General features: G+C 42.7%; 13 protein-coding genes. 4 read left to right on the top strand and 9 right to left on the bottom strand.

All coding sequences use genetic code 11. From position 1 onward, the window contains the following. Positions 1 to 30: 30 nt before the first annotated feature. The 3 genes from AB4585_RS12725 to AB4585_RS12715 form a co-directional block, all read right to left on the bottom strand. Positions 31 to 1,722: an SgrR family transcriptional regulator gene (locus AB4585_RS12725; protein WP_372169965.1), complete on the bottom strand. Its 1,692-nt coding sequence runs from the start codon at positions 1,720 to 1,722 to the stop codon at positions 31 to 33. Positions 1,723 to 1,875: 153 nt separating this feature from the next. After that, a complete protein-coding gene (locus AB4585_RS12720) occupies positions 1,876 to 2,109 on the bottom strand; it encodes a DUF3389 domain-containing protein (protein ID WP_017064605.1) in 234 nt (77 codons plus the stop codon). A gap of 95 nt (positions 2,110 to 2,204) precedes the next feature. Next, entirely contained in the window at positions 2,205 to 2,630 is a 426-nt protein-coding gene (locus AB4585_RS12715; RefSeq protein WP_017060067.1) for a hotdog fold thioesterase, read from the bottom strand. Positions 2,631 to 2,769: 139 nt separating this feature from the next. Here AB4585_RS12715 and AB4585_RS12710 point away from each other — a divergent pair, with 139 nt between their 5' ends. Continuing rightward, positions 2,770 to 3,558, top strand: a complete 789-nt coding sequence (locus AB4585_RS12710; protein WP_372169963.1) for a M48 family metallopeptidase — start codon at positions 2,770 to 2,772, stop codon at positions 3,556 to 3,558. 137 nt (positions 3,559 to 3,695) lie between these two features. Here the strand turns inward: AB4585_RS12710 and AB4585_RS12705 are convergent, their stop codons facing one another. Next, a complete protein-coding gene (locus AB4585_RS12705) occupies positions 3,696 to 4,778 on the bottom strand; it encodes a site-2 protease family protein (protein ID WP_017060065.1) in 1,083 nt (360 codons plus the stop codon). A gap of 358 nt (positions 4,779 to 5,136) precedes the next feature. Between AB4585_RS12705 and AB4585_RS12700 the strand changes: the two genes are divergently transcribed. The 3 genes from AB4585_RS12700 (at position 5,137) to AB4585_RS12690 (ending at position 9,605) form a co-directional block, all read left to right on the top strand. Further along, positions 5,137 to 6,384: a porin gene (locus AB4585_RS12700; RefSeq protein ID WP_136974605.1), complete on the top strand. Its 1,248-nt coding sequence runs from the start codon at positions 5,137 to 5,139 to the stop codon at positions 6,382 to 6,384. A gap of 14 nt (positions 6,385 to 6,398) precedes the next feature. After that, positions 6,399 to 8,819 (top strand): VolA/Pla-1 family phospholipase, encoded by a 2,421-nt coding sequence (locus tag AB4585_RS12695; RefSeq protein WP_372169961.1) that lies wholly within the window; start codon positions 6,399 to 6,401, stop codon positions 8,817 to 8,819. A 228-nt stretch (positions 8,820 to 9,047) separates the two neighbouring features. Then, positions 9,048 to 9,605, top strand: a complete 558-nt coding sequence (locus tag AB4585_RS12690; protein ID WP_004730927.1) for a PhnA domain-containing protein — start codon at positions 9,048 to 9,050, stop codon at positions 9,603 to 9,605. A gap of 83 nt (positions 9,606 to 9,688) precedes the next feature. On the opposite strand, the gene AB4585_RS12685 is transcribed toward AB4585_RS12690, so the two are convergent. The 5 genes from AB4585_RS12685 to pdxY form a co-directional block, all read right to left on the bottom strand. Continuing rightward, positions 9,689 to 10,840 carry a BamA/TamA family outer membrane protein gene (locus AB4585_RS12685; RefSeq protein WP_017069662.1) on the bottom strand — a complete coding sequence of 384 codons (1,152 nt, stop codon included), beginning with the start codon at positions 10,838 to 10,840 and terminating at the stop codon, positions 9,689 to 9,691. Between the two features lie 261 nt (positions 10,841 to 11,101). Beyond that, positions 11,102 to 12,007 (bottom strand): LysR family transcriptional regulator, encoded by a 906-nt coding sequence (locus AB4585_RS12680; protein ID WP_372155783.1) that lies wholly within the window; start codon positions 12,005 to 12,007, stop codon positions 11,102 to 11,104. A 158-nt stretch (positions 12,008 to 12,165) separates the two neighbouring features. Next, complete coding sequence (locus AB4585_RS12675; RefSeq protein ID WP_102394485.1) at positions 12,166 to 12,591, bottom strand: hypothetical protein; 426 nt, start codon at positions 12,589 to 12,591, stop codon at positions 12,166 to 12,168. Positions 12,592 to 12,608: 17 nt separating this feature from the next. Continuing rightward, on the bottom strand, positions 12,609 to 13,781 hold the full coding sequence (locus AB4585_RS12670) for a patatin-like phospholipase family protein (RefSeq protein ID WP_017060058.1): 1,173 nt from the start codon (positions 13,779 to 13,781) through the stop codon (positions 12,609 to 12,611). A 213-nt stretch (positions 13,782 to 13,994) separates the two neighbouring features. Further along, positions 13,995 to 14,852, bottom strand: a complete 858-nt coding sequence (pdxY, locus tag AB4585_RS12665) for a pyridoxal kinase PdxY (protein ID WP_017060057.1) — start codon at positions 14,850 to 14,852, stop codon at positions 13,995 to 13,997. Between the last annotated feature and the right edge of the window lie 284 nt (positions 14,853 to 15,136).

The following is a 15,136-nucleotide window of genomic DNA, read 5'->3' as shown; positions in this document are numbered from 1 at the left end:
TATTTGGTCCTAACTGAGTTTTCTTGGATTTCAATCAACGTCAGGCTTCACCCAAACTTGGCTAAAGTCGAACCAACCTAATGCATTACATTTCGCGTTTTGCAACGTACCACATTGATCTTTATTAACGCCTAACCAGCAATGGAACATCGGGATCAATTGATTGCTTTGGACCAGTTGTTTACCTAACTGTCGTGCTGGGAATTGCTCGAATTCACCAGAACGCCAACGGTCAATCATGTGACACCATTGGTCGAAGTCCTCTGCCGGGCTAGATTCATCAAGAAAACTGTAGTCCATTAACCAGCCAGCCAAGGCGTCGTCTCTGTTATTGGCGATGCCCATAGGGTTAATCCAAACATCAACATCATCGGCGTGCGGAGGATCGGTTTCGTAACCGTAAAGATCAACATCGACGTTGTATTGCTTCAGCATCGTGACAATCGCCTTGGCAAGCGTTGGAAACATTGGATGTTGGCATTGATACGCCAATCTTATCGTTGGTTTGGAATTTGCTGGTGGACAAACGGGCACTTTTAACTTTATGTCATACCAACCGGGTTTTATCCCATAAGCGTGTAACACGCCCAAATCGATAACAGTCTCTTTTGGAATATGAACAAACAGATCCGCCGCATTCAACGCGTTAGATAAAAACTGTGCCCATGCGGGATCTTGTGCAATACCCTTCTTTCTATTGAGCAGTAAATACGTGCAACCAGGATCGAGTTCTACTTCATCGCTATCGCCACGGTCGGCCATAACAGGCTTAGATAGGCTTGGGTAAACCATTGAAGAATAAGCCTCATCCACCACCCAAACTTCAACGCGATCAATTAACGGTCTGAAACCAAAGTACCCATTGAAAGCGGTTAACACGAGTTGTTTCTCGTCGTTCTTTTCAATGCGATAAGGTCCCGTTCCAATCGGTCGAATATCGTAGTCTTCACCACGTAAAGTGATCGGTAATGTGACTTTAGCGACCGATTCCGTTAGTGCGAGGGGAAAATACTTGTCTGGACGTGTGAGAAAAACATCTACTACACAATTTGCAGGTGAAGAGACATCTTTGATATGCGAAAACATGTTGAGAGGTTCGAGTGCAAGCAGTGTATCCACAACATGATTGGTTAACAGAGGTTCCCCGTTATGGAAACGAACACCGGGTCTCAAGAAGAATCGCCATTGGTAATCGCTGATTTTTTGCCATGAATGAGCAAGATCGGGTTGAAGTTGGTCATTCTCATCTAGACGAGTCAACCCACTGAATACCTGACAAGCGATATGTTGCTCTGAACGACGCATCGATTTGGTTGGGTTAAGCATTGAAAGCGGCCGGTAATAAGGCAAACGAATAACTTGTTCGCCTTCTTGATACTGTACGCCCAAGTAGTTTTGAATAACTTGCGTGAGTTTGGCAGCATTGTGATCAAGCACTGACAGCGCCTGTCCAATTTTTCCTTCCTGCAAGTAGCGTCTTGCTAAGTTCTCGCTGACATCACAACGATTCTGTTTAAAGATAAGTTGAGATAACTTTCCTCGACCTGCTGCAGGTAACCATTCTACCCACCCTTCTTCTTCAAGCTTGTTGAGTACCATTCGGGCATTACGACGGGTACAACAAAGCACATCCGTGATGTCGTCGAGTTGAACATCAGAATCTTTACCATCGAAGTATTCAAACAGGGTTTCAAATTGAACGCGAAGTCTTGGGCTGCTCATAAAGAGGAAAACTTATTCAAAGGACATTGAATTCAGTTTCCCTATTTTATGGCGTAAAATCAATATTACTGACACAATTTTATTGTGAATTATGAGTACGACATCCTAAGATGTTATTCAATCTTAAGGGTTAAGTGCCTTTACCGTAAAGGATTACATTACATCGCAGCCAATTTCATTAGCGATTTCACGGAGCTGCTGTTCATCGTCTAATTTTATCGACCATTTACACTCAGAACCGTTAGCTGAAATAACATTTGCCCCTTTTCCGATCAATTGAATTGCATCAACTTGGGCTTGCAGCGTGACTCTATGCTCCCCATCTAAACGAACAACCAATTCATGTGCGGTTGCGATGACTTTTCCACTTTTAAACGTTATGACCATGGGCTTCTCGGGTTACTTCTTTAAATACTGATTGCTTGTTCTAAGTACTGATTACTTCTTCTAAAGACAAAACCAGCGTACGACTGCCTAGTCTGTTATCGCTTATGTTTCTTAACGGCAATGGTTAAACGGCTGGTACAAACTAAGCGTTGACGATCATCAGTGATATTGATCTGCCATACTTGAGTAGAGACGCCCAAGTGAATAGGCTCAGCAGTACCAATGACATGCCCTTCACGCATTGACCTTACGTGGTTCGCATTGATATCGAGCCCAACGCAATAATAGCCTTCTGGTACGCAGAAGTTTGCAGCCAATGAGCCAAGCGTTTCAGCTAGCACAACCGATGCGCCGCCATGAAGCATACCCAGTGGTTGGTGCGTAAAGTGACAAACCGGCATGGTTGCTACCAAAGAATTGTCATTTACTTCGGTGTAAACAATGTTGAGGTGTTCAATTAAGGTATTTTTTGAGGTCGCGTTGAAGGTATCTAGGTCAACGGGCTTTTTCCAAATACTCATATAGGTTCCTTAATTATTGATCTTGTTATCGCGTGCATAGCTTTTTTCTATATTACCGCTGTTAGTTATCTTACAGCCCTTAGCTATTACGCAAGTTGATGTTAACATGCATAAAAACCGAATACACAGAGGATATTGTATGACGTCATGGATGAAGTTTGCCTCGCTTCTCACACTTGCAGGCCTAACCGCGTGTAGCGCTTCTCCGACAGGCAGAAACCAATTGCTGCTTTTTTCAGATAAAGACATGTCTCAGCTTGGAGCACAGTCTTTTGAACAAATGAAGAAAGAACAACCCATCAGCCAAGATGCCAAAACTAACGCTTATGTACAGTGCGTAGCGAACAGCATCACTCAATATATTCCTAAACAAGGTTTTAGTGAATGGGAAGTGGTGGTTTTTGATAGCGACCAAGTGAACGCGTTCGCTCTGCCAGGCGGAAAAATTGGCGTCTACACGGGTTTACTCAATGTTGCAGTAAACCAAGACCAACTCGCGACGGTTATCGGTCACGAAGTGGCACACGTTCTTGCAGACCACAGTAATGAGCGCCTGTCTCAGTCTCAACTCGCTAATACTGGCTTGTCTATTACTAATGTCGCGTTAGGTGCATCAGAGTACAAACAATATCAAGGTATGACGATGGCCGCGTTAGGATTAGGCGTTCAATATGGCGTTATTCTACCGTATGGGCGAACTCAAGAGTCTGAAGCCGATGTTGTTGGTTTAGAGTATATGGCTCAAGCAGGGTTCGATCCAAACCAAAGTGTTAATTTGTGGCAAAACATGGCCAAAGCATCAGGGGGCAATCAACCGCCAGAATTGCTTTCTACGCACCCTTCCCACAGTACGCGTATTAAAGATCTACAAGCAACGATAAAAACGCTTCCTCAATCAGGTTCACCAAGACCAAATTGCAAAGCGTAATCTAAGTAAGAATCACCTAGCTGGTGTAAATACAAAAATGCCCTATCCATATTGGTTAGGGCATTTTCAGTTTCTTGCTTGCTAACAGTTCAAGTGCACTAAGCAGCTGGATAATTCCAACAACAGAAACTCACTCGTTAAGTACCAAGAATTTGTAATGGTAGGCTTAATAGCTGATCACCAGTAGATGCAAAATACCAGATAACACCAATCAAACTGCTCACTAAACCTACATACCAAACGAACGACACGACTTGCCCGTATTTGTCTAACGGTAACAAGTGACTGTGATGACGTCCTTTCCATTCGAACAGTATTTCAACACTGCCCATGATCAATAAGAAACCAAACAGGGTTAAATTCAACTGATAACTCAATACCACACCAGCAACGGCAGCCGCGACACAAAGTACAATGCCAAGTACGCTGTTCATCGAGAAACTGATACTTTTAAGAACATGTCCGCCATCGAGAGGCAAAATCGGCAATAGATTGAACAGGTTTAATAGAGCATTAAATACTGCAAGGCCGGCAAAGAACATTTCGCCAGTCGCCCAATACAGCACCATAAATACTAACGACAATATCAGGCCGAACAATGGCCCCATGATTGAGATAACCACATCTTGCCAACGCGTATTAATCTTTTCATCGGATAACGCCAAGCCACCAAGAAATGGTATCAAATAGATCCCTTTGGTTTTCATGCCGAAGTATTTCATCGCTCTAATATGACCGTACTCATGGAACATTAAACAGGCGATTAAGGCCAAAGCGAACTGAATTGAAAACAACCATGAATAGGCCGCTAAACTCGCAGAAGCAAGTACGACCTTGATTAGCTTGGCGCTTTTAAGCGCTTTCATACCAAGCGACACCAACCCAATTAAGCTAAAACGCTTCTCTGGTTTAGGAGCGACAACAGGAGTTTGTTGTTCAATATCTTTGGTGTTTCGATTGCCTTCGGTAATGGTTTGCCCATTCACCGACGCTTTATACGTCATCTCAAACGGTTGCCACTGAACGGTCGATTCAACGTGACACTGCAACGTTTCTTCGCCAGCGCGTAGTGTAAATTCGTGTTTTCGGGCGTCTTCTTGGTCTGTGGTCGCATCTAATTGAGATACCAAAGTGTTATCCCAATACAACTGTTGCCACCCTGCCATTGATCCTTCTAAACGAAGCGGTTTTCCAAGAAACTCTATCGCGAGTAATTCCAAACTTAAAATTCCAATTTAATGACTTCTAACGAGTGTCGATATTATGCCGATTTAGCGAATGGTGGTAAACAGAAACAAAGTTGTTACATATTGAGCTATTGAACACTATTTATACCGCAACGATGCATAAACACTCTGGTCACACCTCCAACCACGAATAAATTATTGATTATACTTATATTATCGATGTTAAAGTGCCGCCCCTTTAAAACATAACCTCACAAAATAACAACTCTTTCTTTGACTTTATATAAAACATGAATTTAACATGCTATTTACATTAGAGCTTCAACACCAAAAATGCTCAGTGTGTTTTCAAACCATAATAACGAAATTCGATGCCCTAGGAGGGTCAAGGATGAAAACAATACAACGCTCTCTCGTTTCACTTTCAGTACTATTTGCATGTAACTCACTTGCGGCTGGTTTCCAAGTTGCTGAGCATTCTGCCTCAGGTCTTGGTCGTGCCTTTTCAGGTGAAGGTGCAGTAGCTGATAACGCGAGTGTACTAGCGAGAAACCCCGCCGCAATGACCCTATTTGATACAGCCCAATTTTCAGGCGCGGTTTCTATCGTTGATCCAGAGGTTAACGTTTACGACGTTGACGCTAACGAGCATTCAAAAGATGTTGCTCCATTACAAGTCGTGCCAGCCGCATATTACATCAGCCCAATCAACGAAAAATGGGCTTGGGGTATCGGTATGTTCACCAATTATGGTGTTGCTACGGATTACCCTGATGACATCTCGGCAGGTGATATGGCTGGTGATACGTCGCTCTTATCTGTAAATCTAAATCCAAATATTGCGTATCGCGTGAATGAATCATTTAGCGTTGGTGCAGGTTTAAACCTTGTGTATGCGGAAGCTGAACTTACTCGCCATAAAGGCGAGCTCGCTAACTTTGTTGGTGGAAATCCATCTGACAAACTTATAGGCATGACCGGTGAAACATTTGCCTATGGTTGGAATGTTGGCGCGATGTATGAGCTGAACGAAAACAATCGCTTTAGTATCGCTTACCGCTCTTCTGTTGATCTTGATTTCGATGACGGTGAATTTACCAGCTACGATTCAGGTAGAGCAACATCTCCCAAGGTTGATGGTCGTCTTCAAATCGAGCTTCCTTCTATTCTGGAGCTTTCAGCATTTCACCAACTTAACGAACAATGGGCAATTCACTACGGTTGGCAACAAACTGATTGGAGTACTTTTAAGGAGTTAAAAGCAACAAGTCCAGATTGTACTGACAACGGTGTAGTAGGTCAGTGCTTCTACAAACCTGAAAAATATGAAGACAACAATCGATATTCACTAGGCGCAACGTACCAACTAAACAGTAAGTGGACATTAAGAGCTGGTTACGCTTATGACGAACAAGCTGGTGAAGCAACTTTAAGCATTCCTGATAGTGATCGTATGTGGTATAGCGCTGGCTTCACTTATGTTTGGAGCGAAAATATGACTGTCGATGCAGGATTCGCACTTGTTGTAAGTGATGACGGTGAGTTCACTGAGACAAATGGCGCTCAGCAAGAAAGGACTTTCGAAGCAGAAGGTACCGCTTACCTTTCTTCAGTTCAGCTTAACTACACTTTTAACTAAATCAGGATCGTATCATGAAACGTAACTTTAAGATCTCTCTACTATGTTCAGCGATCCTGCTAGCAGGTTGTGGCGACAACACCGAAAGTTCGGTAACAAGTAACCAACAACTTGAAGCCTATCTAGAAACGTCTTTGGCAAGAGCGACAACTCAAAAAATGCTCTTGCAAGGTAGTAATGCATCAGTTCCTTTAAGCAATAACCTATTATTTGACTCTACAGATGGCACGTTAGCGATCCCAACAGGTGGCGACGATAGCATTTCTAACCCAAAAGCAGCATTAAATTATGCCGATGGTTTTTCGACCAGCATGCCAATTTACATCGAGTTTGAAGGCGACGGTTTTGGTGATACTCCTGGAGTTGTTACTTCCGGAGTGACATTGTTGAAGCTTTCTAAAAAGCTAACAGACACATCCACAGCGGCTCAAGTACCAACACCTGTTGCTAGCTCTGAATACAAAGTTTACAAAGTAGGCTCAAACCTAGCAATTACACCTAATACTCTTTTTGATGAGAAGTCTGAATATTTGCTTGTTGTTACTGATGACGTTACAGATGTAAATGGTAACCCAGTAGGTACATCGCAAAGCTATGCGGCTCTCAAAACAGCCACTAAAACTTATTCAACCGGTGACTTAGCTAGTGCGCAAACTTTAATTAAAGGTCAAGAAGCTATAGCTGCCGCTGTTGGTATTGATGCGGAAAAGATTGTGTATTCAGCTTGGTTTACTACAACTTCTGTTGGTGATGTTCTTGCCTCTACAGCATCGTTGATTGGCGGAATGATTGATGCTGGGGCCCCACTTTCGACTTATTGGAATGGCAGCGCAAACCCAAATAATATCGATCTGACAAACGCTTACAATCTTAGTTTAGATTCCTCATCAACAACACCATTTGCTACAGCAATCGCTGCAGATGCTGACTTTAAAAAATATCTTGCCGATGACGATGCAACAGAAAATGCCACTTTGATTGGAGGGATAAATCTCCTTTACTCTAACGCTGGTATCAGCACTACGTCGGTAAACGTGACTAAAGGTACTGTTCAACTCCCATATTTCTTGGAAACCGATCCAACTAAGTTCTCTACAACGCCATTTGCATCAGCATTGGACAGTTTAGCGGTTATAAAAAGCGCACTAACGGATAACTCTACAAGTTCTTTCGTTGGTGGAGAGTTGGTTAAATTAGGATTAGACCCAACAAACCTTAGCGCAGCTGATGTCACGACTTTAATGGGAAAAACACTCACAAAGGACGCAAGTGGAACAGCTCTAGATAGTGATCGCATTGTCACTCAGTATTCACCAATACCACAAATTAAATCACTTGAAGCTGTTGATGTGCTTTTGTTTACTCCTGTGACTGACCCAATAACCGGGGTTGTAATCTACCAACACGGTATTACCTCTGTAAAAGAGAATGCGTATGCGTTTGCGGCAAACTTAACGGCTGAAGGTCTTGCTGTCATTGCAATTGACCACCCTATTCATGGGTCTCGTTCACTTGCCGGAGGTGCTATTTCAACTAACGATAATGCTCTGTACTACTTAAATCTAAGCGCTTTGCCCGTTGCGCGTGACAACATCCGTCAAAGTGCACTTGATGTAATAGGTCTTCGTATGGCACTTGAAAAAGTGGGGAATGACTTTACTGGTACACCATTAGCCGGAGTTGATATAAAAGACACAACCGTTAAATTTATGGGCCACTCATTGGGCGGTATTACTGGATTTACGTCAGTAGCTACATCTGAAATTGCTGGTACACATAAATTTAGCTCGGCGGTATATGCTAATTCAGGTGGGCACATTGCTGAATTACTCTTCGCATCGGAAACCTTTGGCCCCGAAATTAAACACAATCTAGCTAAACAGTTAAATGCAACGTATCGGGATTCAGTGGCTTCAGCTTGTACTGCGGCTGACATTGAAGATGGCGATTGCTATACCGCTTTTGCTAAGGAAAATCCAACTAGTGCCGCAGCAATTGAAACTGAATTAGTTGCATTTAAAGTCGCCGCTCAAACCCTTATTGACACGGTCGATCCACATTCAATAGCAAACACTGAGGACCAGTCATCAATTAGCTCTAGCTATCCAACGTTGTTGATCCAGTCGCAAAATGATGAAACGGTACCAAACAATGGCAATGATGATAATGGTGCACCGTTATCATATACGGCTTCATTTGTTGGCTCTGAAGGGTTAGATTCGACGTTAGGATTGACTGACTCAACAAAAGCTAGCCCTTCAACTGGGAATCGTGTGTTTGTTCAATATAACGAAATAGCTAAACACTCAACGATCATCGGACCGCAAGCAGACCTTTCTGATGCCACTCATACCCTATCAATGAGAGCTCAAGTAGCTGATTTCTTAGAATCGGATAGCCTTGATGCAGCAGCACCGGATGCTTTATTGGAATAACTAAGACTTAAGCTTTTCACTAAACCAAATGCCAGCCTAACCGCTGGCATTTTTGTATCTATCGACATCCCATCGTACCTAGTTAACCGTTTGCATAGAACCTTAAAACACAATTGGTTGATCTCAGCTAAAATTAATCAAGACAGAATACCGTACGACCTCTTTCTTTATTGCAAATAAAGTGGATAATAGCCCCGTAATTTAATACCTAATAAATGTGAGTCCATTATGTCTTCTGAAGCTACTATGCTAGAACGCTGCCAATCTAAATGTGAACTATGTGGTTCTGATTCTTCTCTTACTGCATATGCAGTACCGCCACACAGCCACGTAACAGTGGATCACGGAATCATGGTATGTGACAAATGCCTTGGTGAGATTGACGATCCAAAAGATATCAACCACTGGCGTTGTCTAAGCGACAGCATGTGGAGCCAAGAAGCGCCAGTTCAAGTAATGGCATGGCGTCAACTTACTCGTCTGAATTCTGAAAGCTGGGCTCAAGACGCGTTAGACATGATGTACCTTGAAGAAGAAACATCAGTTTGGGCACAAATTGGCATGTCTGCTGATGACAAGCCTCTTGATGTGAACGGCGTTGAACTTAAAAAAGGTGACGACGTAACAGTAATCAAAGACCTGCCAATCAAAGGTACTAACCAAGTGATTAAGCAAGGTACTGTTATCCGTGGCATCAGCGTTGGTGACGATCCTAAGCTTGTTTCTGGTAAAACAAACGGCGGTCAATCAATGTACGTAATCGCTGAGTTCTGCCGTAAGAAGTAATCTTACTGTAAGAAAGTGATAGAAAACGAAAAGGCGCTAATTAGCGCCTTTTTTCTTGGAAAAATTTAACCTATTCCGTTGTTCTAGAAACCACTGCCTACGTTAAAGTAGATAGCGCGTTCTTCATGGCTTTGCGCATAATCCATCCCAAGGTGCAAACCGTAACGTCTCGCGATTTGGTATCGAAAGCCGACACCTCCGGCATTGACGGTACTGTCGTGGCTTATGCCGTTATCTTGCTTTGCAACCCCTGAACCGTAAAACCCAGACACCTTCCAACGATGAGTGATGCTATACGTCAATTGGCCTTGGATTGTTTCAATCTCATCTCCTTGGTACCGATAAGATGACACCCCGCGTAACGACACGTACGGTTTCGCTGTGGGTGATACAAACAGGTCTTGCTGTTCGAAGCTTTGATAATTTGCAGCCAAGCCTAACGTCCATTTATTGGCAATTGGGATATAGGCTTCGCCATCTATGTTCAAATTTCGGTAATTGTAATCACTGCCAATCGCATCGTCGTACACCATGTAATCTGCAGACAATTTGTAACCTTTGGTTGGATAAAATAAATTATCTCTTGTGTCATATTCAGCCTCCAACCCTAAACCAGAAGTAACCGATTCGTTACCCAAAATTCGGTCTAAAACCATGTTATCAAATTCAATCTCAGACTTAGCTAATAACTGCTTTATTCCCAACATCCAAGGCGTATGCCCAATCCGGAACTGCACCTTTTGTGAAAGTACGGCTACCGAAGTTGACGTGCCTATTCTAAGGTCATGATCTATGGGGCCCCAGTTGATTGATGTGTACAAATCCAAATTCGCAACACCAAAGCCGCCGCCTCCTGTGTAACGAATGGAATCATTCATCCAAGATCGTCTATGGCCACCAAATACAAACCAAGTTTCGTTCTCTGTCCCTACTGCGCCCACTACTGACATTGCTGAGGGTACTAACTGCGCACCACCATCTATGGCAGAAAGAGCAGCTTGCTTTCTTTGTCGCTTTTCCTCATCCGTCTCATGTAAAAACAAACCAGCCACACCGCCGCCGTACCCCACCGCAGGCTCGGTAATCAAAATTGGGATAGGCAAAAAGCCATATGCGTTTTCCGCAAGGTGATGCCCCATATCAAATTGACCATCAACAGGATCATAAAACGATGCGAAAGAAGATGTTGTAAATAAAAAGCAGGAAAGAAGAACAATGCCGCCGCAGCGAGTCATAAAATTTGCCTCATAAAAAAGACCGGGTAACGAAACCCGGCCGAAAGTTTGCTTCCTTGCAATAAACATAGAAATTAAACACTTATTGCCAATAAAGGGGGTCCTTAATCGACGGGCATAGAATAGGCCAAATAATGGTGTTGCCCTACTCCTATATAGAGGATGTCGCCCTACAAAATTAAAGAGCTTTCGAGATGACAGAAACGCAAAAGGCTCATATAAATGAGCCTCTATTAATAAGTTACCTACATTCTTCCTTTGCTAATATTGACTCAATACTCGATCAACATGTTCTTGTATAACAGATAAAACCGATAATTTTACATCCTTCACTTGCTTAGAATGATTGCACCAAAGCGCAAAACCGAATTTGAATCCTTGGTGCATTTCAGACGACTGTATAGGTTCAATGTCGTAATGGGAAAATTCAGAATGAGCAAACGTTTTTGGTAACAGTGCCCACCCTAAACCGGCTTCAACCATTTTAATAACTAACGCCAATTGATCGACTTCTTCGTTATCGGAGCTGATGGTTACTTTTTCTGACATTCCCTCTTCAATAAACGATCTCAAGATAAACTGCGTTGAATTTCTTAACGCTAAAAGTACATCCTCTTGCGCCAAAGATGAGAACTCACCATTTTTTTGAACGAATGGGGAAAACTCAATGTGACCTAGAAAAGTCGCATCAAAGCTGTGTATACCCCGGCTGTCATGCACATTGACTAATCCAAAGTGGTACTCGCCACTTTGAAGGCCCTTCTTAATATCCTTTTTGTTTCGGATTAAAAAGCTCACTCGCATCATCGGGAAATCACGACGCAGTTTCTTTCGAATATCCAAAAGCATTTGATGAGGTATCACACCAGAATAAGCAAAGGTGATGTTTTCCAACCCGCCATAAGAGAGGCTCAATGCTACCTTATCGAAGGTACGAGCTTGTTCAATGGTTTGTTTAGCGTAATGGTAAAGAAGATGCCCGTCTTCTGTCGGCTTTACAGAGCGCCCAACCCTTTCAAATAGGCTTACCGCGAGTTGGTCTTCAAGGTTAGTTATAACCTGCCCGATTGTCGTTCTGTGCTTGTTAAGCTTGACTGCTGCCTTGCTGAAAGAGAGTTGGTCATAAACGGTAACGAACGCGAGAAGTTGTTCAATGCTGAAATTCATGTTGTTGTGCTTACTTTTAATCGTTATGTATTTAAATTATCACAGGTTGGCGAAATATCTACTTTGTCAGAATAATATTAGTGAAAATAATTCGTCAATTTGAAACAAAAAAACCTACTTAAGCTAGTAGGTTTTATCGTTGATGTCAAACGAATAACTTAAATGTATTCGATAACTCGAGCTAGATAGTTAAAGTCCCCAGAATCACCGTGGTAATTACGGTAAACATCGACACTGAAATATCTAGGTTGGTCCACTTGAATATGCTCAGCAATTCGCTGCTCGATGGATTCTAGAGTTTCACCTGTTTGCGAGTAAATGTATTTCTTTGTGGTCTTTTGAAGCTGGCGTTCTTTAGCTTCTTTGTGTGTGACGTAATTGTTCACGTCAACCCACTGACCAATGTAGTCAATCTCCACGTAGTCTGAATTTTCTTCAACCATGAACAACGCCGCTTCTTGTTGAACGTCGGCCAGTTGTAGCATGTCGTTATCGACTTTTTGCTGTTCCATTGAGGTCACATTTTGTGCCATGGCAGCGCTAGACGTTGCCATGATAAGTAGCGCTAAAACTGTTTTATTCATTTTACGATATCCCTAAATTAAGGTAATTCTGTTACCCAAGGTTTGCCCTGAGTTGCTTTGTGATAACCATATTCGTATATGGTTAATAAATAGTGTTCATCAAACATGTCTTTGGTTCGTTTGGCGTAACCAAAGTCGTGCTCGATGTAAGTAAATTGCATATCAATGTTGTTGATTTCACAGATGTATTTCATTCGATATAAATCACCACGTGTTTGAGCAAGAGTCAGGCTTGATACGCTCTTTGCTACTAAATCTAGACCCTTATCTCTCAGCGAGTGGTACGGCGCTTTCAGTGCTCCATTTCGAATAACATCGAGCTGTGGTGGTTTTTCTAACCCAAGAGCATCTGAGATCTGCTGATAGTCGAAGTTAGATGGATTGAAAAATACTTGAGCGGCTAAACCACCATCGACGTGAAGTTCTTCATAACTTTTACCTTCGTACTTCACATTGATAAACTGCGGTGGGAAGACTCCAGGAATAGAAGCACTTGCTGCTAAAACCTTATATATAAGTTCAGACTTATCTGGCATGTCACTATTTGCAATTGCGCCCACATTCCAAATGACAAGCTCTCCAGAATCAAAGTGTGTGCTACCAATAAACAAACGCTTACCGTTGCGGTGTCGCGCAGCAATTTGCTCGATCATCGGTTCAGGGAACGCCTGAGCGATAAATTGATTCAAGTTTTTACCGTCAGTAAAAGCATCTTTAAACACGGTGTTTAAAAAGTTCTTTTTGCCGAGCACTGATTTGTCATTGATGTTTAACATCACCTCCTTCATCTTCGGAAATGCATCTCCGCCGATGAATACAAATGGTGCCATTAGCGCTCCTGCACTGATGCCAGTAACTATTGAGTAGTCTTTCAATTGGCCAGATTCTTCCAGCCCTATCAAAATACCGGCTCCAAAGGCTCCGTTCGCGCCGCCTCCTGACAAAGCTAAGATATTTAGTTGCTCACCTGACACTTTAATTGGCGTTGTTTGATCGATTGGAGAGTATAAGAAGTCTGGGTTCTCACTCGCCCACATACGCAATGGCTCTTTTACTGATATCGCTTCTTCTACAACCACTTCTTTGTAATTGTCTTTGTGTACGCGTACATCCAACGTGTGGGGTGAGCTACATGCCACTACAAGTAATGACAAAGCAACGGTAAAACCCGAGGAAATTAGACGGTTCATAATTAGGCTCATTTAATGTTCTCTAAAATGATTCAGAGACTCTGTTTAATCAAAAGAACAGCTATAAACAGAGAAGTTAATAAATAGGGATAAAGTGAAGTCCGTCTCTTTCTGGGAGTAATATAGCTAGGTTTAGTCTTAGCTCGTAATCTCGTTTGTAGGATGCGACCCATCGAATAGGTACACCCTCCACCACTATCGGAGTTAAACGCTCTACCCGATTTTGACCACGTTGAAATCGTGGGTAGGCTCTACAAATTCATATTGTGCATTGATTGTTTGTAGCTCCCAAGTGCCATAGCTTTTAGTTAGCTCCAACACACCATAGACCGCGTTATTTGCATGTCGGAATGCAGCTACGGGAGACATTCTCTTTATTAACCCTGCGGTAAACAGGCCAGAGATAAGGTCACCGACACCAACCGGTTGTTGAGCAAATTCAATGTTCGGTCGTTGGGCTAAATAACATGCCTTTTTCGTTGCTAAAATCATACTGAACGCGTCATCGGGTAATGAGTGAAGATGCTTCACGAGCACCATCTTTGGACCAAGCTCCAATGCTTTCTTACATGCTGTAACCGCGTCATAAAGGGAGAGGATTTTAATGCCGGTCAATTCACTTAGTTCAAATTGGTTTGGCACTATAACATCGGCAATAGGAAGCAAGTGTTTAGTAATGGCGGTTCTAACGCCATCCTCAACGATACAACCTTTATCTGGGTCACCCATTACAGGGTCACAAACATAGAGTGCACTGTGGTTCTTTTCTTTAACTAAATTAACCGACTCGGCAACCGCTTTACATTGGTCTGCGCTTCCCTGATAACCCGATAGGATCGCACCACAGTCTTTCAGTACGTTGATGTTGTCTAAGCCTCGAATCAAGTTTCGAATATCATCTGAGCCGAATGTTTGCCCGGTCCAACCTTGTTGATATTGAGTGTGATTAGAGAACTGAACAGTGTGGATTGGCCACACATCGAGTCCCATTCTTTGGATTGGAAAAACCGCAGAACTGTTTCCTGCATGCCCGTAAACCACGTGAGATTGAATAGAAATAATGCTTTTCATGCGTCGCTCTTTCAGTTTGAAATGGATTTGAATACTTGGATAAGACGACTAAATAAACACAACGGAACATCAAGATAGGAAGTTTTATCGATCTAACCACTGTGCTTATTTGGTCGGAATAGCCTCGACATCGCCGAGGCTTATTCTTAATGAGTTGGACGTCATCGGCTTTAAATCATGTATTTGATTCTAAGCCAGACTTGAACTTATGCGTCTTGAAACTCAGCGAAGTACTCATCCAATACAGTGCGTGTTGCACGGCCGATTAGCTCGTACTCGTGGTG

The organism is Vibrio sp. 10N.222.49.C9 (assembly GCF_041474985.1).
GTDB lineage: Bacteria > Pseudomonadota > Gammaproteobacteria > Enterobacterales > Vibrionaceae > Vibrio > Vibrio crassostreae_C.
This window is presented reverse-complemented; position numbering and strand designations above follow the sequence as displayed.